The sequence below is a fragment of the Veillonella magna genome, from assembly GCF_959600285.1.
GTDB lineage: Bacteria > Bacillota > Negativicutes > Veillonellales > Veillonellaceae > Veillonella_A > Veillonella_A magna.
On record NZ_CAUGKU010000005.1, the window covers coordinates 81528 to 101900 of the forward strand.

At 44.3% G+C, this 20373-nt stretch carries 19 protein-coding genes; 4 read left to right on the plus strand and 15 right to left on the minus strand.

All coding sequences use genetic code 11. The features are described from left to right. Nucleotides 1-126: 126 nt before the first annotated feature. The 5 genes from Q5873_RS04230 to Q5873_RS04250 all read right to left on the minus strand — a co-directional run bounded on the left by Q5873_RS04230 (nucleotide 127) and on the right by Q5873_RS04250 (nucleotide 6861). Complete coding sequence (locus Q5873_RS04230) at nucleotides 127-1347, minus strand: GNAT family N-acetyltransferase (RefSeq protein WP_303059428.1); 1221 nt, start codon at nucleotides 1345-1347, stop codon at nucleotides 127-129. A gap of 99 nt (nucleotides 1348-1446) precedes the next feature. Continuing rightward, nucleotides 1447-2358 (minus strand): DUF2156 domain-containing protein, encoded by a 912-nt coding sequence (locus tag Q5873_RS04235; protein ID WP_303059477.1) that lies wholly within the window; start codon nucleotides 2356-2358, stop codon nucleotides 1447-1449. A gap of 371 nt (nucleotides 2359-2729) precedes the next feature. Next, nucleotides 2730-5192 (minus strand): DNA gyrase subunit A, encoded by a 2463-nt coding sequence (gene gyrA / locus Q5873_RS04240; protein WP_205087773.1) that lies wholly within the window; start codon nucleotides 5190-5192, stop codon nucleotides 2730-2732. A gap of 138 nt (nucleotides 5193-5330) precedes the next feature. Next, on the minus strand, nucleotides 5331-6479 hold the full coding sequence (sfsA, locus tag Q5873_RS04245; RefSeq protein WP_303059429.1) for a DNA/RNA nuclease SfsA: 1149 nt from the start codon (nucleotides 6477-6479) through the stop codon (nucleotides 5331-5333). 52 nt (nucleotides 6480-6531) lie between these two features. Continuing rightward, nucleotides 6532-6861 (minus strand): DUF1904 domain-containing protein, encoded by a 330-nt coding sequence (locus Q5873_RS04250; RefSeq protein ID WP_028254941.1) that lies wholly within the window; start codon nucleotides 6859-6861, stop codon nucleotides 6532-6534. Between the two features lie 301 nt (nucleotides 6862-7162). Between Q5873_RS04250 and Q5873_RS04255 the strand changes: the two genes are divergently transcribed. The 3 genes from Q5873_RS04255 to Q5873_RS04265 are packed head-to-tail and all read left to right on the plus strand — an operon-like array spanning nucleotide 7163 to nucleotide 9097. Further along, nucleotides 7163-8122 carry a DUF1858 domain-containing protein gene (locus tag Q5873_RS04255; RefSeq protein ID WP_303059431.1) on the plus strand — a complete coding sequence of 320 codons (960 nt, stop codon included), beginning with the start codon at nucleotides 7163-7165 and terminating at the stop codon, nucleotides 8120-8122. A 3-nt stretch (nucleotides 8123-8125) separates the two neighbouring features. After that, nucleotides 8126-8797, plus strand: a complete 672-nt coding sequence (locus Q5873_RS04260) for a hypothetical protein (protein WP_028254943.1) — start codon at nucleotides 8126-8128, stop codon at nucleotides 8795-8797. Between the two features lie 15 nt (nucleotides 8798-8812). Then, nucleotides 8813-9097 (plus strand): cupin domain-containing protein, encoded by a 285-nt coding sequence (locus Q5873_RS04265; RefSeq protein WP_303059432.1) that lies wholly within the window; start codon nucleotides 8813-8815, stop codon nucleotides 9095-9097. Nucleotides 9098-9792: 695 nt separating this feature from the next. On the opposite strand, the gene Q5873_RS04270 is transcribed toward Q5873_RS04265, so the two are convergent. The 5 genes from Q5873_RS04270 to Q5873_RS04290 form a co-directional block, all read right to left on the minus strand. Beyond that, nucleotides 9793-10248: an OmpH/Skp family outer membrane protein gene (locus Q5873_RS04270; protein WP_028254945.1), complete on the minus strand. Its 456-nt coding sequence runs from the start codon at nucleotides 10246-10248 to the stop codon at nucleotides 9793-9795. A 204-nt stretch (nucleotides 10249-10452) separates the two neighbouring features. Continuing rightward, complete coding sequence (locus Q5873_RS04275) at nucleotides 10453-10809, minus strand: GerW family sporulation protein (RefSeq protein ID WP_028254946.1); 357 nt, start codon at nucleotides 10807-10809, stop codon at nucleotides 10453-10455. Nucleotides 10810-10895: 86 nt separating this feature from the next. Then, a complete protein-coding gene (locus tag Q5873_RS04280) occupies nucleotides 10896-11801 on the minus strand; it encodes a hypothetical protein (RefSeq protein ID WP_303059435.1) in 906 nt (301 codons plus the stop codon). A gap of 85 nt (nucleotides 11802-11886) precedes the next feature. Then, a complete protein-coding gene (locus Q5873_RS04285; protein ID WP_303059437.1) occupies nucleotides 11887-12468 on the minus strand; it encodes a cob(I)yrinic acid a,c-diamide adenosyltransferase in 582 nt (193 codons plus the stop codon). A 143-nt stretch (nucleotides 12469-12611) separates the two neighbouring features. Continuing rightward, nucleotides 12612-13553: a LysR family transcriptional regulator gene (locus Q5873_RS04290; RefSeq protein ID WP_303059438.1), complete on the minus strand. Its 942-nt coding sequence runs from the start codon at nucleotides 13551-13553 to the stop codon at nucleotides 12612-12614. Nucleotides 13554-14021: 468 nt separating this feature from the next. Between Q5873_RS04290 and Q5873_RS04295 the strand changes: the two genes are divergently transcribed. Further along, nucleotides 14022-14813 (plus strand): MBL fold metallo-hydrolase, encoded by a 792-nt coding sequence (locus Q5873_RS04295; protein ID WP_303059440.1) that lies wholly within the window; start codon nucleotides 14022-14024, stop codon nucleotides 14811-14813. 160 nt (nucleotides 14814-14973) lie between these two features. Here the strand turns inward: Q5873_RS04295 and Q5873_RS04300 are convergent, their stop codons facing one another. The 5 genes from Q5873_RS04300 to Q5873_RS04320 form a co-directional block, all read right to left on the minus strand. Beyond that, nucleotides 14974-15978 carry a M23 family metallopeptidase gene (locus Q5873_RS04300; protein WP_303059441.1) on the minus strand — a complete coding sequence of 335 codons (1005 nt, stop codon included), beginning with the start codon at nucleotides 15976-15978 and terminating at the stop codon, nucleotides 14974-14976. Between the two features lie 17 nt (nucleotides 15979-15995). Beyond that, nucleotides 15996-16517 (minus strand): DUF4446 family protein, encoded by a 522-nt coding sequence (locus Q5873_RS04305; protein ID WP_028254951.1) that lies wholly within the window; start codon nucleotides 16515-16517, stop codon nucleotides 15996-15998. 116 nt (nucleotides 16518-16633) lie between these two features. Further along, nucleotides 16634-17845, minus strand: coding sequence for a [FeFe] hydrogenase H-cluster maturation GTPase HydF (gene hydF / locus Q5873_RS04310; protein WP_303059479.1), 1212 nt, complete (start codon nucleotides 17843-17845; stop codon nucleotides 16634-16636). Nucleotides 17846-17907: 62 nt separating this feature from the next. After that, nucleotides 17908-19107, minus strand: a complete 1200-nt coding sequence (locus tag Q5873_RS04315) for a ParB/RepB/Spo0J family partition protein (protein ID WP_303059443.1) — start codon at nucleotides 19105-19107, stop codon at nucleotides 17908-17910. Then, nucleotides 19091-19861: a ParA family protein gene (locus Q5873_RS04320; RefSeq protein WP_303059445.1), complete on the minus strand. Its 771-nt coding sequence runs from the start codon at nucleotides 19859-19861 to the stop codon at nucleotides 19091-19093. Before Q5873_RS04320 ends, Q5873_RS04315 begins: the two co-directional genes overlap by 17 nt. Nucleotides 19862-20373 lie beyond the last annotated feature (512 nt).

Here is a 20373-nt window from a genome sequence, read left to right on the forward strand (position 1 = left end):
CCTCCTTTAAAGGACAACAAGCACACCCGCAACCTATGAAACTCTTTTCTTACCTTGATTATACGCTACCATGATTGAAAAAGCTAGTTATCTTGCAATTTAAATATAAATTGATACTATTCGTGTTTACCACCATTCGTTGATATACGTATTTTCTCTGGGGAATACCATATCCAAAGCGGTTACTATGTCAGCAGATGCTTGCAAGCGCCCTTCATATACCAAGTCCGATGCATCGAGCCGCCCCATGAGAAGAAGGCTAAGCCCACCTATAGTAATCGTGGCTTCCGCATGATCCGGCATATTACTGATTTTTTCTGCACTCACACGATTACCACCCAATGCCAAGCGATAGGTCCCCGTATTCCACGGTGCCAGAGTATCGGTGAGTCCCAAGGTAATTTCTTTTTTTATTTTACTCTGTCCATCACATTCCTCCAACGGCCGTGCCGGCACCTGAGCAAACGCATCACTAACGTCTACAATACGGCTCATCATAAATGGCATTGTCGCATACCCTTGCTTTCCGTTGGGATGAAAAATATATGACGTGTCCTGCAGCCCTTCGTTCCATCGCACGGACTCTCCCTGCGAGCGATGATTATAAAGGTAATTCAATAAACTTTTCTGTGCACGCCGCGTAGTATATACCATTTCACTAACCATAATTTCCGGCTCACCCAATTTATATGCCATATAGCCTTCCACGTTTCCCTTTTCATCGTGCACATAAGCAACCTGCACACCTTCAGCAGTAAAGCTTCCCAGCAAGCGGCGCCATTCTTTTTCGCCGCGCACGGCATAGCCGCTCAGCTTTTTCGTGTATACCTCATATACCGGCGCCAGTAATGTCCACTCTTCTTCGCCGGCTAACAAACCATATGCTAATTCTTTACCCGACAAAGATCGCAACTCTTCCAGCGGCATCGTCCGCACCCATTGATGAGCATATAAATCCCACCCATATTGCTGATAAAAAGCGGCTTTCGATGGCATAAGAATTGTTAATCCTTGGTGACGTCGACGTAACTCCGTCAGCGCCGCGCTAAGGAGCTGCCCTCCCAAACCTCCGCGCCGAGCAATAGGATGTGTCGCCACACCAACCATATAACTGACCGGTAATTCTGCACCGCGCACGCATAATGCATACTGCCGCAAATGAACCGTCGTCAATACTTTTCCGTTTTCTTCACCGACAAGCGTATGTTCCGGTTCATAGTGCTTACCAAAATAATATTGAAAAAACGGATTATCTGCCGGTTCGAAACAATAGGCCCACAAGTCTTTGACTTGATCGTTTATCTTACCTATACGCTTTTCCGCCTCGGACGCCAACATATAATTCATAGCCATAACCTCCTTATACTGTGTCTGTTGTCATTACATTTTACACAAAAAGGAGTCCCCCAAAGGGACTCCTTTTTACATTGCATCGTCGCAATGGTCTTATTCTGCCGGTAACGGACAAATATCGGAATAGACGGCATCATATTTTTCCGCAAAATGATCCGGATGATAGGATTCCTTTGCCTTGCGAAGTCCCGGTAAGCCCATATCTTCTTCACGGTTGATAAACTCGTAATTAGCAAACTCATGACGAATAAATTCATTATTAATCGCCTGATACAAGCCGCGGATTGTAGGATTCGCCTTTTCGATATGAATTAAGGCAATGCGGTCATTCAACGGTTCACCAATAGTAAAGGCCTCTACACGACCAAATAACTTAATGGCACCACCGACTAAGCCCAATTCATCCCAGTGTTCGAACAGTAACTTAATGGCTTCCAATTCATCTTCAATGCCTTCTTCATGATGTGTTTCCACCCACGATTCAGCGGTAGCAATGCAATCCGCAAACAAATCTTCCGTCAACGGCATATATTCGTAATTGGTATACTGCATACGGAACTGATTCAAATGGTTTTTCTTCTGCCGTAATTTTTTACCGGACAAATTAATCAAGTCCTGTGATTTATAAATATATTCAAAATTGTCACGGTCCGGCATAAATTCATAGCAATCCGGGCAAAGCTTTTGCATACGTTCCATGATAATAGGGTTAACCCCTTTAAGCTGGAACTTTAAATTATTTTGCTTAAACCATTCTTTGGCCCGTTCTAATCCGTCGACAAATTTTGCATCCTTACCGGCAAACGGTGGCAACAAGAACGGATCACGCTTACCACCGCCGAGAATGTAGAGAACACCATCCTCTTCCGCCCAGCGAATACCATACGGATCCTGCCACATGTACAATGTTGTAAAACAATTATCGGATGCTTCATAATGATGCTCTGCAAAGTACGCATCAATAAGTGGTTTATCTTTTAACTCAAAACGCTTAAAGTCTAAAATAAGACTCGCCTCCTATATCTATAATTTCATGCTCTGCGCTGCGCATCGGCGCAAACACATATATTTAAAAAATTCGGTTACGCTTAATTATACTATAGAAGTCAGTTTTGTAAAATAGGTTTACAAAAATTTTGTACAATTATTTTGCGTATCATCCAAAGTAAATATATTCTCTATTGTGGTCCATTGCTATGGAAACGATACTAACTATAATATATCTTTACTATTCTTACTGCCCATCTTCGCATAGGCTACAAACGAAAAGGACCGCACAGGTACCTGCATAAAGCAGACCCTGCCTGCGGCCCTTGCCGTTATATATACTGCGAAATCAATCATTAACAACGGTATAATAATCTTCGCCTGTGTATTTATTCTTCTTCTAATTCAGATTTAGCAATAATTGCCACCGAGGCCACCTTATCGCCCGCATCAAGGCTTTGCGTTTTTACGCCGGAAATTGCTTTGCCTTTCTTCACTGCAATATCCTTCATATCAAAGCGAATAATCTTACCTTGTTCGGAAATAAGCATAACTTCATCATGGTCGGTAACAATTTCTACAGCCACTACATCACCGGTCTTATCAGTAATGCGGAAATTCTTCGTTCCCTTGCCGCCGCGTTTCTGAAGTCCATAAGCATCTTCGTTATTGCGTTTGCCAAACCCTTCTTCACTGATAGTGAATACTTGACACGCATCACCAGAATCGGTAATCACACCGGCACCAACAACTTCATCACCGCTGTTCAATTTAATACCGCGCACCCCTTGTGCGGATCGTTTCATAAGTCGTGCATCTTCCTCGCTAAAGCGAATCGCCATACCTTTACGGGTGCCGATGAGAACATCCTGACCACCGGTAGTAATGCACACGGAAATAAGGCGATCGTCTTCACCGAGAGAAATAGCATTTAACCCGCTGCGACGAATATTCCGATATTCTTCGATGCTGGTACGTTTAACCACACCTTGCTTCGTCACCATAAAGAGATTGAGATCGTCCGACACTGTTTCAAGATCAATCATGGTCGTTACGGCTTCGCCTACATTGAGAGGCAGTACGTTGATGATGGCCGTTCCCCGTGAATTACGGCTGGATGCCTCAGGTACTTCATAACCCTTTAAGCGATATGCTCGGCCGGCCGTAGTAAAGAAGAGCAACGTATTATGCGTCCGCACGTGGAGAATCTGTACCACGTAATCATCTTCCTTCGTCTTCATGCCGACCACGCCGACTCCGCCTTTATGCTGATTGCGGTATACGTTTGCATTCATGCGCTTAATATAACCTTGACGCGTCAAAGTTATAACCATTTCTTCGTCTGCAATGAGGTCTTCCACATCGAGCTCGGACGTATCCACAGTAATTTCACTGCGCCGTTCGTCACCGTATTTGTGTTTCATGTCCGTCAACTCTTCTTTGATAATACTGCGCTGACGATCTTCGCTGGCTAAGATGGCTTTCAAATCAGCAATCAACAATTCCAACTGTTTGTATTCTTCTTCGATCTTTTCACGTTCCAAACCGGTCAAGCGGCGCAAACGCATATCGAGGATGGCTACCGCTTGTTTTTCGGTAAGACCGAATTTACTCATCAATGCATTCTTGGCAATTTCATCGGTTTCGGAAGCACGAATCGTAGCAATCACTTCATCAATATGATCGAGAGCAATGAGCAAACCTTCTAAAATATGTGCTCTTGCTTCGGCCTTATTTAATTCAAATTGCGTACGGCGTACGATAACGCCTAAGCGATGCGCAATATAATGATTCAAGACTTCTTTCAACGTTAAAATCTTCGGATGGCCATCCACCAAAGCCAACATAATTACGCCAAACGTTTCCTGTAATTGCGTATGCTTGTACAATTTATTAAGCACGATGTCCGGCTGGATGTCTGCGCGCAATTCAACAACGATGCGAAGCCCCTGGCGGTCGCTTTCATCGCGCAACGCGGTAATGCCATCAATAACTTTGTCGCGACTCAAAGCGGCAATGGATTCGATAACGCGTGCCTTATTGACCTGGTACGGAATTTCCGTAACTACAATGCGATGCTTGCCCTTGTTCATTTCTTCAATGCGGGCACGGGCACGCATTTTAATACTGCCACGGCCAGTGCTGTAAGCTTTCTTAATACCGTCGCGTCCTAAAATCAATGCGCCCGTCGGGAAGTCCGGTCCCTTGATGGCTTTCATCAAATCCGTTACTTCCACATCCGGATTATCGATAAGCATAATAAGACCGTCTGCCACTTCGTTTAAGTTATGAGGCGGAATATTGGTCGCCATTCCCACGGCAATCCCCGCAGAACCGTTGATGAGCAGATTCGGAATCTTGGACGGTAACACCGTCGGTTCCTGCAACGATTCATCATAGTTCGGCATAAAATCAACGGTATCTTTGTCAATGTCCGCCAACATTTCCGTCGTAATTTTAGCCATGCGAACTTCCGTATAACGCATGGCCGCTGCCGAGTCACCGTCGATGGAGCCGAAGTTACCATGTCCGTCCACCAGCGGATAGCGCGTGCTGAAATCCTGCGCCAATCGTACGGTTGCATCATATACGGATCTATCCCCGTGCGGATGGTATTTACCTAATACATCACCAACAATACGGGCGGATTTTTTATACGGTTTATTCGGGGTCATCCCCGTTTCATGCATAGCATACAAAATACGCCGATGCACCGGCTTCATGCCGTCACGCACGTCCGGTAAGGCACGCATAACGATAACGCTCATGGCGTAATCGATATAGGAGCTCTTCATCTCTTTGTCAATCTGGACGGGTAAAATCTTACCATGACTCCAGGTCGTTTCCTCCACAGTCTCACCTCATTTAACTTACATACACCGCGGTCCTCGCCGACGGCTTCTATACGTTCCATTACATATAATTTATTAGTACATTACATTATACCATTTTTTACAAATGCTTGCTACTTGCAGGAATCATTTGTTCGATTACAAGTTCCTATCATGCAATAAGCGATTCATCCGAAACTCTTCCACTATGTCCATAAATGCTTTTTCATGGATAGGATTTTGTTTCATCCCAAACAGATGGCTTTCACAATGACAATCGCTACATCCAAAGCCCGGCACCTGCCAATCGGCTACGCCTTTTACAGCTTCTGCCAAGGGGCACTCCAGATCAGCCGACGTACGCACCGGTACCGCAGCAATCATCTCGCAATGGCCACGGAAATAATCAAGGTGCCAGTGCATTTTCTTTCGTTTCCGTTTATGCCGTTCAATGCGCTTCGTCAAATTTGCTTTCGCCGAGCCGACGTACAAATAATAGCCCGCCCCAAAATGCATACAACCTTTACTACCAATGACAATATCCTTCGCTTCCGGTAGCCGCATAATCATAATATAATCACCCGCATCATGTGCTTCCGCCGCCAATATATCCTCCGGATACTTACAAATTCGCACCACCTCCGGCATGGTAAAATCGGCGGTCCAGCGCAATGACACAGCCTTCCAATCCAAAGCGGGGGCTACACTGCAGAATGTTTCCGCAAACGCCAGGTCGGTATGATAATCCGGCAAAAACCACTGCGCCCGATCCCATTGCACTAGGAAAAGTACGCCCGCTCGATACCCGTCCTTACGCAATGCTGCCAAGTGCAGTAAATGCTTGCGTCCGCGTTCGGTAATCGCATCGGGAAACATCGCCCCATCGCGACTAAACAGCGTGCAAGATTTTACTTCCAATACGAAGTGATCCCCCGCCTCGTTGATCAATAACAAGTCAAAACGGCTGTCACCGACAGTATATTCGCGACGTTCCACGCGCCATTCTTCCCAGCCGGGAATTTGCTTTTCATTGATCAGATATTCTGCGACATCATTACTATAATTTGTATCCAACATAATGGGGACTCCATCGCGCTCAATACCGATAACGCGATACGCTGTCTTAGCACCCGGTCTTTCGTGCGGCACCACATACATGCCCACGCCCTTATAAAGAAGCTCCCACATCCGTCCCGGATTGGGTAAATGTGCAGCTACCTCATTACCGTTTAAGTCAATATATACAACAAATCGATTCGGCCTGCGCAAAAAGGTGCCGCGCAACACCGTATCATATAAAACCTTCATACATCCCCATCCTTCTCACATATAATTCTATAGGTCCTTACGAGCTATGCATTCAAAAGAATTCACCGTTATCACAATAATTCTTTCCCTCCATAGGGAAGAAAATAATACAGCAATCCTTATTTCCGTTTGCTTCCTTTAACAGCTTTGTTAAAAAGGTAGCCACGTTCCGCTTTATTTCCTCCGGGCGTTCGAACCAATACACTTCGGCAAATGTATATCCATCTACAATAGCCCCGTCAAAAATATATTCCGTAGCTTGGTGCTCAATGGTCACCCAATCACGCGGGCAATCCACAATGGATGAAATACCGTCTACAATATCCTTACTCCGTGCGATAACAGCAGCCTTATCAATTCCTCGTATTTTTAAATGCGGCATAGTGTCCTCCTTAGTAACCATCAATAATATATATTTATTATACAAGCATCGATGCCTGACTGAATAGTCGCTATTTCTCGTCACATCCGTCCATGCATCAACATCGTCAATATAATTCCTAGTCAAATTCAGGTATTTAGTATAAGATGTAGCTATAGCTACATACATTGTTTGCAATCATACCGTATACTTGTATCATACGATACACCCTCGGCGGTGTGAAACTATAATAATCCATATACCAAATAAAATATAATCTATTAATGTACCAACCGTACCCAAGAGAAAGGATGTAATACATATGGCTCAAGTAGCAGGTAACCTTCAACGTATTCGCAACGGTCAGCGCCGTTATGCTATCACTCCGCGCATTCCCGCCGGATTTATTCAACCACAAACATTGCAAAAATTCATTGATGTGGCCAACACTTTCCACGCTACATTAAAAATTACCGGCGCTCAGCGCATCATGATTACCAATTTAAAAGCAGAAGATGTAGACAAAGCCTGGGAAATGTTAGGCATGCAACCGGCACATTCCGTATCCAATCGCGTACGCAGCGTAAAAATTTGTCCGGGTACCACATTCTGCAAACGTGCTAAACAGGACAGCGTTCATCTCGGTATGCAACTGGAACAAAAATATATTTCCAAAGAAATGCCGTCTAAAATGAAGTTCGGTATTTCCGGTTGCCCGAATTCCTGCGCCGAATCCATTACCAAAGATATCGGTATTATCGGCACCGAGCAAGGTTGGCAAGTATATGCCGGTGGCAGTGCCGGTGCACATCCGCGCTTTGCCGATCTTATTGCCGAAGTAACGACGGAACAGGAAGTACTTGACCTCGTTGACCGCATAGTCGCATACTATAAAGAAAACGCACATATCGAACGCATGGGTGCCTTCATCGATCGCATCGGTCTTGCCACCTTCAAAGAAGCCGTCCTCGGCGATGATTATGTTCCGTCTGCCGAAGATACGGCAGCGGCTCCGGCAGAACCGGTAGTTAATTTACCGGGCATGGCCAATGAAAAAGGTGCTATACCGCTTGAAGCAGGCGAACCGATTACCGCCGATTCCATCGTGCGCGATATTATCGAAGCCTATCCGGAAACGATTCCTGCTTTGCAGGCTATCGGTATGGGTTGTCTCGGTTGTCCGTCGTCCACAGCCGAACCGCTATGGCAGGCTGCCGATATTCACGGCTTTGATGTTAATGAATTAGTAGAACGTTTGGAAACTATTCGTAAAGGAGCATAATACATGTCAGCATTTCTCGGTCACATTCACTTTTGGTTGTATAAAAAAATTCAACTTATCAATGAGAGAGAACAGTTAATTTTAAAGGAAGCGGAAAAATCCTTAGATGATCTCGCTACCGAATTGCACGACACTGCTGTTTCTATGTACGGCGAACCGATTCCGGCAGACCGTAATCTGCAGATGATTATCGACCACAGCAATATTCACGGTTGGCTTCAGAACCAAATTGAAGTGACCTCTGTACGAGAAGCGACATTTATAAAAGACTTACTCGACTGCGGCGGCGATATGGCTACCGATGCAATTCTCACTGCCTTTGTCACCCAAGGCACAGCATGCGGTACCTTGGCAAAAGAAAAGCTAGGTGATGTCCAGCATACTCCGCAGGAAGTATATCAGGCTATGCAAGATTATTATTTAAACGGCATGCCTTGCGACGGCGGTGATACTATCATCAGCGAAAGCGATAGCGAATACATTTGGGCCGGCACACATCAGAATCAGCGCGAACATTGGAAAAAAGCCGGTGTTAGCGAAGTATTTATGGCTGCTGCATATCAGGCTTGGTTCCGCGCTTTCGTAGCCGCCGCTGCACCGTATTTACAATTTGATGTTATCTTAGAAGAAAATAATGCGCCACTCTATCGTATTAGCAAAACAGTGGCCAATTAATAAGGAGGAATTTCCATGGCAGTAGGTATTGTTAAACAGGATCCGGGCCTTCTCTTTGAAGGTACTAATTTCACCATCGTAAAGAAAGCCGGTAAGGCCGGCGATGTGGTAGGCAATCACAATCATCCGGAAGCCAATATTATTTTCACCGTCGTCCAAGGCGAAGTGAAGGTCTTATTAAATCAAAGCGAGGAACACATTCTCACACCGGGCAAAGTTCTTAATTTTGACGGCGACAATCACATCCAAGCCACCTTCATTACCGATGGAGCATTCGTAGTAAATTTGATGAAAAAATAATTTATCTCAACATATAAGTCTATAAATTATATCAACATATAAAAGGGAACAGATATAGGCATTGAACATCAAGTCGTATACATGACATTCAGCCTCTATCTGTTCCTTTTTTATTATGAATAGCCATTCTTATCAGCTCATGAATACCCCTCTTTTATCAGTAGCAGAGCGCACCTCGCAGCCATCATAGGAATTATTTCCACAATGGTTCTTGGTCTATATCTATTCATTTTACTTATAAGAAATTATCTCCTGTTACCAACAATGGAGCATCATCAATGGCTACAACTTGCTCATACCATTATTCAAACTGTATCTCAAGCTTGTATTTTAATTCGCTACACGAAACAATTTTATTGCGTCTATTATAGGAGGCTGTTAAATTATTTCTTCCAACAGTTTCATTACCATCAATATATATATCAGAAAAATTTTTTATAATAATCAAGCTATGAAGCGCCTGTTACAACTAACTATTTAACAGCTAATTCACAACCATACGAATCACAGTAACTACTGCACTGAGAATAAACTATGATAACTCATTTCTCCAAGAATAATTCTCTCGTAATACGCACAGCCTTTCAGAAAAACTCGTATAGAAAAAGACATCCCCTAATGAAACGAACCCCTTTCGTCAGATTTTGTCCAACAAAAGGGGTTCACTTCACGGAATGTCTTTTTTTATTTACTGATTATTTTTTCAACAAAGCAACAACATCCTGCGTTACGTCAACGCCCTGGCTATCCGGTTCGGTGGATACAACCATACGCGGATCAGCTACGATAAGCGGCAAGTTTTTCTGTGCACGAACGGTGTCGATTTTTGCCTGAATATCTTTTTCCATCGGGGCTACGATTTTTTCGATAGCTGCATTTGCTTTCTTAGCTACCGGTACATAGCTCTTATCATATTCAGCCTGTTTAGCAGCGTCATCTTTTAAGCCCTGAATTTTCTGAGCAATCTTCTGAAGCTGCGGCTGGTATTCAGCATTTACCTTTTCAACCTGCATGTTGATTGCACCGTATCCCGGGTACGCATTGTATACCTGACTCATATTAATAACACCGATATTAGCGGCGCTGGCCATAGCTCCCACACCAACGGTGCCAAGCACTGCTAAGGTTGCGATTTTCTTCTTCAAATTCATTTCCCTAGACCCTCCTTAAAATATGTGTAGTAAAATATGTCTCAATTATAGCAAAAATACGTGTACACGGCAATACATCACGCCCTAGGTGGAATATATCGCCTCTGCTTTCACTGTCTATATCATAATAGATAATAGTGAATTACAGATGAATACACGTAATTTCGCTATACATATATGTATTTGTATGTGGTCATGCCATTTTTATTTGGCATCTTCATCGTTAATGTAGATGTATTTATCTTTCTTTAACTTGGAAATAATTTCCGGCACCATGCCGATTAAGCGATCGAAGCCACTGTAATTAGCAGACCCTTTAATGTTGAACAATTCAACGCGTTCGCCTTTAATAACCAATACAGCCGATGGTTCCATTTTAGCTCCGCCGCCACCGGCCGGTCCGCCGGCACCCAATCCGAGCACTACATCAACGAACGGCACCAAGGTGGCATCGCCGATTTGAATCGCTTCGCCTACTACGGTTTCTACTTTGATCATGTGTTTGAATTGTTCAAAAATCGCCTCTAAATTAGCCTTGTTAAAGGTGTTTTTTGTTTCCATTATACGTTCCTCCAATCGCCGACTCTCTCTGAGTCGTCCTCACCTACATTAGGTCTTCGCTTTTTCTGCCCACGTAAGGCATATGGTTATTTTTTATGTGTCTTCTTGTAGTGTCTTGCAAATTTCAGTGCATCCATCAGGAAGCTGCGCACCGGCTTAGCCAGCACAAACAAGGTGCCGTACCAAGCAAACACGCCGGGATACATACGCCCCTTCACATCCAGACTGCCCAGGCATACGTTGTTGGAATAATCCAACTCCACTTCCTTTGTACCTTCCGGCCATAACGAATAGATGGTGGCTGCGGCAATGCCCATATCAAACGGATTCCCGTTACCAAAACGACCTTCCAATCGTACATGTCCCGGCAACGAATGATGATAGCATCGCTTGATAAACAAAAGAAGCGTTTCGTACAGCGCTACATTCTTGACATGTGGCATGAACCAACGTTTGTCAAAACCGTCATCCGCCTGTTTGCCTTCTGCCGTCTTCGACGCATCTTCTTCGGTCCTTTCGGACTGTGCAGCCGTTTCGTCAGCTGCTCGCTTCGGCGCATCCAACGGTGTGCCATCCTTGTCAAAGCGCACACATTCCGCCGGCTTTGCCGCCTCAACAGGCTTCGATGCTGTCTGCTGCACCTTAGCATCTGCCGTCGTATTAGCTTCTTTCTCCGATTTTGCTTCATCCATTATGTCATCGGAGAAACCATCCGCCGTTTCCTCCTGTACACGTCGCGACAGCCATTCTTCATAATCGCGGGTAGCCCCCAACTTGGCTTGTCGTAAAATGTATACTTCCTTAAAGAACGGCTTGCCCGACTCATATGCAAAGTGAATGCGGAACACACGTCCCAACCACTGTACCTTCAACGCCGCCCGATACGGTTTGCGTGAGGACAGTTCCACCGAATATGTAATCGGACTGAACAAAATCCCTACAATCAGAATCAAAATAACCAGCAGCACGATGGCTATACCGGTCACATGCACCACCTACCTCCGATTTCTGTAACCCATCACAATACCTATTTCATCTCATTTGTATGTAATTCGCCGCTTGTGCAACAAATTCCTTCTAATTTTCTATGCCCAAACGTGCGGTAACGCCTTTTGTGTAATAATGCTTACACTCCTTCATTTCCGTGACGAGATCCGCTGCCTCCATAAGCCAATCCGGTGCTCCGCGTCCCGTAAAGACAAGCTCCGTTCGGGGATTACGCGCTGCCAATAACCGCTCTGTCGCTTCTCGATCGATAAGTCCGAAAAACAGCGCCATGTTGTACTCATCCAACACGATAAGATCGTAATCACCGGAGGCTACCGATGCCAAGGCCCGTTCAAAGCCTTTGCGAATCAATGCCACATAGGAGGCCGGCGGCTGTCCTTTAGGAAATACCACCACATCATCGCCCCATTTAGCCAGTTCTTCGTCCGACTTCATTCCTTCGGGAATAATGAAAAACGGTTTGCCTACCGTTTCCACCGTAAGGTGTTCTAATTTGGGAAGCACAGCATGTTCACTATATACCTTGGATTTCATAAATTGGAGAAACAATACATCGAGTCCGGCCCCGATAGCACGAATAGCCAAACCGATAGCCGCCGTCGTCTTACCTTTGCCGTCTCCGGTGTAAACCTGTACATACGTATCTTTCATAGGAGCCTCCTTTCCACGCTTGGTATACACTCCTATTCTATCATACTTAGCATAACATGAACATGAAAATCACAGATAAAATCGCTGTCTTTTCATTTTTTGCAAACCGATGCGCTATCATGCATAAAATGCTTTCTTTAAAACTACCTGACACCGGCGTGCCTACCTTCATCCGGCCAAGGTACGTTTCGCATAGAATGATTTTCTAACCAGCGGAGCAAAAAATCGCGAAATACCTGCGCCGCTGCCGTTAGAGGGCTATGAAGGCGGCGTACCAAATAAATCCATTGACCGTCGCCACCATTTTCGCCAAAGGGCCGCACCACAATTTGCGGTGACGAATATAAAAAAGCGCTGTAATCATAGCCAACCGCAATAGCACCGGTGCGTTCCACCAACTCGGTAATAAGTCTTTCATCAGATATCTCTGCCAATATATCTACCTTGTAACCGGCGAGAAAAACGCCGTTATCCATATGCCGCCGAAAACACGCATAGGCCCGTCCTTTCCCAATCATTAGGCGCCCGTCCAAATCCCGATAGGTTATGGCCGGCATTGCTGCCAAAGAATCTTCGCGGCGCAGCCGCACTGCATAGCGTGAATAAAACAGTTCGTCACTGACAAACGTCTCCTCCGTCACCGGTCCCGGTACAATAGCAAAATCGCAACTTTCCGTCGCCAGGGTTTGTAAAGCCTTCTCATCTGTTGTATCCACTACGCTTAACGTAATATCAGGATGGGCTTCACGAAAAGCCGTAATAAATGCTGTCCCCAGATAGGTCATTATATGATCCATTGATGCTATGGTGACTACCCGGCAGGCATCGCTTGCTAAAGAGCGCATCCGGGCAATATGTTGATATTCTTCGGCAATGCGATTTACATGAGGTAACAGTGCATTCGCATATGGCGTAGGAATCAATCCTTGCGACGTACGTTGAAACAAGGCTTCTCCCAATTCTTCTTCCAAAGAGCGAATCATCTTACTCACACCTTGTCGCGACACATGCAATTCATCCGCTGCTCGCTGTACATTGCGATGACGGTATACAGTCATAAAATATTCAGTTTGTTTTTGATTCATACAAACTCCTTTCTCATTTTCCCACAACATGTCCACCCTCAAAATACGTCACCAATTTTCCATTCTCATTACTCTAAATTTTCTACAAATTCCTTTCTCAATAAAGCCTTCTCTGTTTTTAAATCCCCCGGATCTGGTTGTCGTATAATTTCTATTACAATCGTATAGCCATTTCCTTTATTCGCATTTTGAAACACATGATTTATAAATTAAATTGATAGTTTCATTGTACCCCAACCAATCACCAAGACGCAACTTTTTAGTTGCGATTATTCATTTTTAGTTTCTTGTGGATGAATAAATATATAGATATACTAAAAATATGATCGATGTGGTTACGTGCAACAGAAGGGCTAATTTCTTGGCAAAAAGTACTCGTCCAAAATATTGCTACCACATCCTCAAAAATATAAAAAGATGAGGAAAGAACAGATACTATTTTCTATAACAACACGCGAGGTGACTACTATGAAATTAACACAAATTCGTAACGCAACTAATAAGCTAAGCTACAATGGAATTACCTTTCTAATCGATCCATGGCTTATGCCCAAACACCAATTCTCTTTTGTAGACGTTCCGGGCCGTCCCTTCCATGTCCCCGATCCGGTAAAAGAACAATTACCTATGCCTTTTTACGATCTCCCCTTACCGGTAGCCAGTATTTTAGAAAATGTAGATGCTTATATCGTTACGCATTTACATCCAGACCACATCGATATAGCACCGGATGGTAGTGTTGGCGCACCGTTGGATAAACATCTCCCCTTATTTTGCCAAAACGAAGCAGATGCCGCCGTCTTAGCACGCTCCGGATTTACGGATATTCGCGTGCTTACATCTGCACCCACCGAATTTTCCGGCATCACTTTACACAAAACCGAGTGCCGCCACGGCACCTTTAGCCCCTGCGGCGAAGCTATGGGTGTTCTCTTTTCTCATCCCCAAGAGCCTATTTTTTATATTGCCGGCGATACGATTTGGTATGATGCAGTACAACGTACGCTTCAAACCTATATGCCCGATGTAATTGCACTGAATTGTTGTGCAGCAGAAACCGTAGAAAACGGGCGATTACTTATGAACGACGAAGATATTGAATGCGTACAAAAAACGTGTCCATCCGCAGCACTCTATCTTACTCACTTAGATACCGTGGCTCATGCTGCCATTACACGATACAGCTTACGCGGATTATTAGCCTGTCGAGGAATAACAAACTATACAATACCACTCGACGGTGAAAGTATAATATATTAAAAAAAAGACGGTCTATGCACAATGGCATAGACCGTCTTTTTATCTCATATAACAGTATCTTATCTTACCTGCTATATTTCATACACTATTATATGCATGTATTCAAATACGATGGATACATCTCTTTTAGTGAATACAGCTTTATTGTAATACTACAGACTTATTGAATCGGCAAGAATAACAGCGGATCCACTGCGGAGCCATTAACCACTACTTCGTAATGAACGTGGCTGCCCGTACTCTTACCGGTACTTCCCATAAGCGCAATCTGCTGTCCTTGGTTAACCTTCATTCCCGCATGTACCAACACAACCGATGTGTGTCCGTAACGGGTAACGAATCCGTTTCCGTGATCGATTTCCACCAAATTACCATAGCCGCCATCGGTATATCCCGCAAAGGTTACCGTACCGGCCGCCGTTGCTACAATCGGCGTTCCGTAATCGGAAGCAATATCAAGACCCTCATGGAAGGCACCCCCGCCGTACACCGGATCCTCACGACCACCAAAGGTAGATGTAATTACGCCCTTTGCCGGCCAAATCGATGGCATGGTTGCATTCGCTGCCGTCGCATTTCCCGGAGCAAAAGCAATCTGTTGCAAATCGCGAATAGTTTGACCTGCTCCATCACGCAAAATACTACGCAACATAAACAACGATGCCATTCGCTGCTGCGCACGGTGGTCAATAGAAGATAGCTTTGCTGATAAGGCCACCACATTAGCCTTCGCCGGCATTTGATCTGCCGTCTTTACTTCGCCTCCATTAGCATTGTCTGCCCCGTGAGGCTCCGCACTATCATCGCTATTAGCAGCTGTCGGAGTTTGACTTTCGCCGCCGCCTTGTGGTACCGCGCCGCTTTCCGAGCCTTTAACCATCTGGCGAATTTCCTGATCCAGTTGATCCAAAGTCTGCATCTTCTTATCCAATATATCCGTTTTCTGTTGCAGTAATTTAAGCTGCTCCTTTTGTAATTCTGTGCGCTGTCTCAGTTGTACCAATTCCGCTTGCCGCGTAATGCCCCAAATGCCGAGGCCTAAGCAAATAACTACGACTGCCAGTAATACACCGGCAACAATATACAGCTGCTTTTTCGTCAAACGCAGACTGTAACCGTTACCGTCAGGTACAAAATAACGACGCCACAGACCGTCTAATTTCATTCCTATCCATCACTTCCTTATTTTACCACCGTACCGCTTACCAGTGCTTCTTCATTAGTCTTTGCACCCAGCGCTTCGTTAAGACTTTCCAATTCTTCCTGCGATAAGCTTACCAGACTTTTTCCTTTTACAATAGGCTTACTGAAAATACGCGATTCACTGCGTCCATAAACACTGGAAATACAAATCCCATTATTATTTCCATCCAGCAACGTCAACGCAAAGGACAAATCATTGCCGATATTTTCAAAGGCATTATACTTGATAAAGCCAATTTTCTGAAATGTATTATGCTGTGTATCACGGATGACTTGCTGCTGTTGAAATAAGTCTTCCATCGTTTCCGCCGCATCGCGCAGTTCTTTTACTTCAACGGCCAACTTGCGCTCCAAGCTACTTCCGTTCTCTCCGCGCATAAAATAATCATAGCGTTTTGCCAAGCTGTTGATTTTGCTCTGCAGTACCAAGCAATATAATAGCAACAAAATCGCTAACGCCGCAACGCCAATTTCGATCCAAGTATGTAATGATTCTAACATGCTAATCCTTTCCTGTTCTTCATTGTTTACGCTTATGCAATTGTTACCATCCTATCAAGGACATATCGCTCCGCCAGTAGCGCCGGTTAGCGACTACCTTTTGTCCTATCAGTGAATTATACCAATTCATCCTTAAAAGGACTCAGTGCCCTATCTAATATACCATGCAACGAAGCGATGAGCACACCATAATTAACAATTGGCACACCATCCTGCACGGCTACATCGATACGACGCAATACTTCACGGCGCGGCAGCATGCACGCCCCGCAGTGAATGACTACATCATACGGTGATACATCTGCCGGGAAGCCACCGCCCGATGTCCATTCTAATTCCAAGCCTTCGTAACCGGCTTTTTTTAACCATCGTGGAATTTTTACCGTACCGATATCGTCACACTGCCGATGATGTGTACAACCTTCGCTGATAAGTACACGAGACCCGGGATGTAAATTCTTAATGGTTTTAGCGCCTTGTACAAGTTCCTTCAACTTACCTTTAAACCGCGCCATTAAAATCGAAAACGATGTCATAGGAATGCTGTCAGGCACAATCTCAGCTACCGCTTCAAAGGCCTGTGAGTCGGTGATGACCATCTTCGGCGGTTCCTTTAAGGTGTCAAGCAATGCCGCCAATTCTTCGGTTTGCACAACAAAGCTCATGCCACGATAATCAAGAATTTCACGAATCATCTGCACCTGCGGTAAAATCAGACGTCCCTTCGGTGCTGCCGAGTCAATGGGACATACCAAGACAATCACGTCTTTCGGCTCGATTAGACCTTCCAATAAGGTACGCGTTTCTTCATCAGCCGGCTTCATCTTGCCCAGCATATCCAATATATCACGACGCTGTTCCTTCGTCGATAAGTCAGCGCCAATGTACGGCACCTCCGCCACTTCCAGCCGGGATGCCCCAATATACGCATCGGCACCGAAACCGCGTATTTCATTCACCACCAACAGAGTAGCTATCTTCTGTTCCTTTAACAAGGCTAGCCATTCGCGATCCGTATCATCAATAGGTGTATCCGTGCGAACAACATATACGGCCATATTCATTTTTGGTAACAGTTCACGCGTTTTCGCAATGCGCAATGCCCCCAACTCCGACGTATCATCCACACCGGCCGTATCGGTAATCACCACCGGTCCTAGCGGTAAAATCTCCATAGCTTTACTTACCGGATCTGTCGTTGTTCCCGCCACTGCCGATACTAATGCAACGGACTGACCGGTCAGCATATTAATCAGCGTAGACTTACCGGCATTGCAACGTCCGAAAAATCCGATGTGAATGCGGTTGGCTTTCGGTGTTTGATCCATGCCGGTGTCACTGTGAAGCACAGCTTGTACTGTTTCGGTTGTCTGTGACATCTCCTCACCTCCTATATGTGAAAGGATGTAATAGCCTCATCATCCTTATTCGTTTCTTGTTCCATATATTGTAAAATATGATCTAATTCCTCTTGGCTACGGAAAGTAACTTCAATTTTTCCCTGCACCTTCTTGCCCGCTTTAAGCTTAACCGCTACAGGCACTCCCAGGCTAACGCGCAAGCGATCCGTCAAGGCTCTTACCTCGGCGGTATTCTCTGCTTTGGTCGTTCGTTCTTTTTTCGGTCCTGCCAGCAGTTGTCGCACTAACGCTTCTACTTGACGCGCTGTCATTTCATGCTCTTTAATCTGTTCCAACGCCGTGCGTTGCAGATCCTCATTTGGTAATCCCAATAACGGTCGCGCCTGTCCGATGGAAAGCTCTCCCGCAGATAATTCGTTTCGTAAAAATTCCGGTAGCTGTAACAAGCGCATCATATTTGCTACATGCGAACGACTGCGCCCTAAGCGCAATGCAATGTCTTCCTGTCTAAAATTAAAGATTTCTGCCAGCCGTTTATACGCAAAAGCTTCTTCGATAGGGTCTAGGTCTTGTCGTTGTAAATTTTCCACCAAAGCAATTTCCGTCATTTCCTCGGTGCTGTAATTTTTAACGATAACAGGAACTTCCTTGAGACCGGCCTCATTGGCGGCACGCCACCGTCGTTCACCGGCTACGATTTGAAAATAATCCTCTATGGGGCGCACCACGATAGGCTGAATGATACCATGCGTTTTTATCGATTCGATAAGCGTTACCATTTCATCGTTAGCAAAATTTTTACGAGGCTGATTTTTATTAGGATGGATTAACGTCAAATCCATTAACTGTGCACCATACGTAGGAGCCGATGTGGCCGCTTTTTCAGATAGCTCTTCCTTCTCGTTACCGGATATGTCGGTCCCTATATCACCTGCTAGCGGTGTTCCCACTTCGTTTGATATAGAAGTTGGCTTCGCGTCTATGCTATGATTCTGCACCGCAGCTGACACATCCATTTCCTTTGCGGATATATGTGTTTCTTCATTCTGATTATCTATCACCGTAGCTTTCCCTACCGTAGTATCTGTAACAGTATCATCATGTCTGATCTTATATTCTGTTTCTGATGTAGCATCCTCTGCTACATCATGCAAAGAAGGCCCCATCAATGCGCTTAACCCTTTTCCTAGTCCCGATCGCTTCTTCCCGGATTTATTGTTTTTTTGCATACTTGATGACCTCCTTTGCTAAGCTCGTATATACGGCAGCACCTTTTGACCGCGGATCATAAATAATAATCGGCTCACCATAACTGGGTGCCTCACTAAGTCGTACATTGCGAGGAATAATTGTTTTATACACCTTTGTGCCAAAAAACTTTTTAACCTCTTCCCCTACTTGAATCGATAAATTTGTGCGGCCATCGTACATCGTTAGCAATACACCTTCGATATGTAAAGATGTATTCATATTTTCTTGTACCAATTCTATTGTTTTAATTAATTGGCTAACACCTTCCAGTGCATAAAACTCACTTTGAATAGGAATCAATGCACTGTCTGCGGCTACTAATGCATTTAATGTCAACAGGCCTAATGATGGCGGACAGTCGATAATAATGAAATCAAACTCTTTTTTCACTTGCTTTAAAGCGCGCTTCAACCGACTTTCCCGCTTATCCATGCCCACTAATTCGACTTCGGCACCGGCCAACTGTATTGTCGCCGGTGCTACTTTTAATTTTTTTATCATTGTTGACGCAATGATATCTGTCAACGGCACTTCATCTATTAATACATCATAAACGCACGTATCCAAACTATCTTTATCAATACCAACGCCACTGGATGCATTCCCCTGTGGGTCCAAGTCCAACAATAATACTTTTTTTCCTGCATCAGCCAAGCACGCACTTAAATTTACCGATGTCGTCGTCTTACCGACACCGCCTTTTTGATTTGTAATGGCTATAATCTTACCCACAGTAGTCACCCCGTTCATAACAACAAAATACACATCACATTATACCACAGCCATAAAAAAATAGTGTGTTCTAACCACGAAATCGCTAAAAATTTTTCTGTTAACTCCCCCTTTATTTCATTATGTTTCACGTGAAACACGATGAATGTCCATGCGTCATGTTTTTAATTCCATATGTACGCATAAATTATTTTACGCCATCATTTATTTCTAATTGTACCTTACATCGCTTAATCGTATTATCCCTATTTTTATAAACTCCATTTTCATATTCTTTATTTTACTGCACAAAACTATAAATTAAATGAATATCTGCAAATTGTACGTAATAAAAGAGAATGTTTCACGTGAAACATTCTCTTTTATTATTCGTAGTCATTATACCATGACTTACTGTATTTTCCTGTAATTGTTATTGTACCAGGCTTTATCATATACGTTGCAATACAACTTACCTTCATGAAAACAACGCGTCATAGGACATGCCTTTACTATTAGATCTATATTTACAT

What these genes read in the sequence shown, in the direction of transcription:
- Q5873_RS04230 (WP_303059428.1), bottom strand. Translation starts at nt 1,347, where the DNA reads ATGAATTATATGTTGGCGTCCGAGGCGGAAAAGCGTATAGGTAAGATA.
- sfsA (WP_303059429.1), bottom strand. Translation starts at nt 6,479, where the DNA reads ATGAAGGTTTTATATGATACGGTGTTGCGCGGCACCTTTTTGCGCAGG.
- Q5873_RS04250 (WP_028254941.1), bottom strand. Translation starts at nt 6,861, where the DNA reads ATGCCGCATTTAAAAATACGAGGAATTGATAAGGCTGCTGTTATCGCA.
- Q5873_RS04255 (WP_303059431.1), top strand. Translation starts at nt 7,163, where the DNA reads ATGGCTCAAGTAGCAGGTAACCTTCAACGTATTCGCAACGGTCAGCGC.
- Q5873_RS04260 (WP_028254943.1), top strand. Translation starts at nt 8,126, where the DNA reads ATGTCAGCATTTCTCGGTCACATTCACTTTTGGTTGTATAAAAAAATT.
- Q5873_RS04265 (WP_303059432.1), top strand. Translation starts at nt 8,813, where the DNA reads ATGGCAGTAGGTATTGTTAAACAGGATCCGGGCCTTCTCTTTGAAGGT.
- Q5873_RS04270 (WP_028254945.1), bottom strand. Translation starts at nt 10,248, where the DNA reads ATGAATTTGAAGAAGAAAATCGCAACCTTAGCAGTGCTTGGCACCGTT.
- Q5873_RS04275 (WP_028254946.1), bottom strand. Translation starts at nt 10,809, where the DNA reads ATGGAAACAAAAAACACCTTTAACAAGGCTAATTTAGAGGCGATTTTT.
- Q5873_RS04285 (WP_303059437.1), bottom strand. Translation starts at nt 12,468, where the DNA reads ATGAAAGATACGTATGTACAGGTTTACACCGGAGACGGCAAAGGTAAG.
- Q5873_RS04290 (WP_303059438.1), bottom strand. Translation starts at nt 13,553, where the DNA reads ATGAATCAAAAACAAACTGAATATTTTATGACTGTATACCGTCATCGC.
- Q5873_RS04295 (WP_303059440.1), top strand. Translation starts at nt 14,022, where the DNA reads ATGAAATTAACACAAATTCGTAACGCAACTAATAAGCTAAGCTACAAT.
- Q5873_RS04300 (WP_303059441.1), bottom strand. Translation starts at nt 15,978, where the DNA reads ATGAAATTAGACGGTCTGTGGCGTCGTTATTTTGTACCTGACGGTAAC.
- Q5873_RS04305 (WP_028254951.1), bottom strand. Translation starts at nt 16,517, where the DNA reads ATGTTAGAATCATTACATACTTGGATCGAAATTGGCGTTGCGGCGTTA.
- hydF (WP_303059479.1), bottom strand. Translation starts at nt 17,845, where the DNA reads ATGGATCAAACACCGAAAGCCAACCGCATTCACATCGGATTTTTCGGA.
- Q5873_RS04315 (WP_303059443.1), bottom strand. Translation starts at nt 19,107, where the DNA reads ATGCAAAAAAACAATAAATCCGGGAAGAAGCGATCGGGACTAGGAAAA.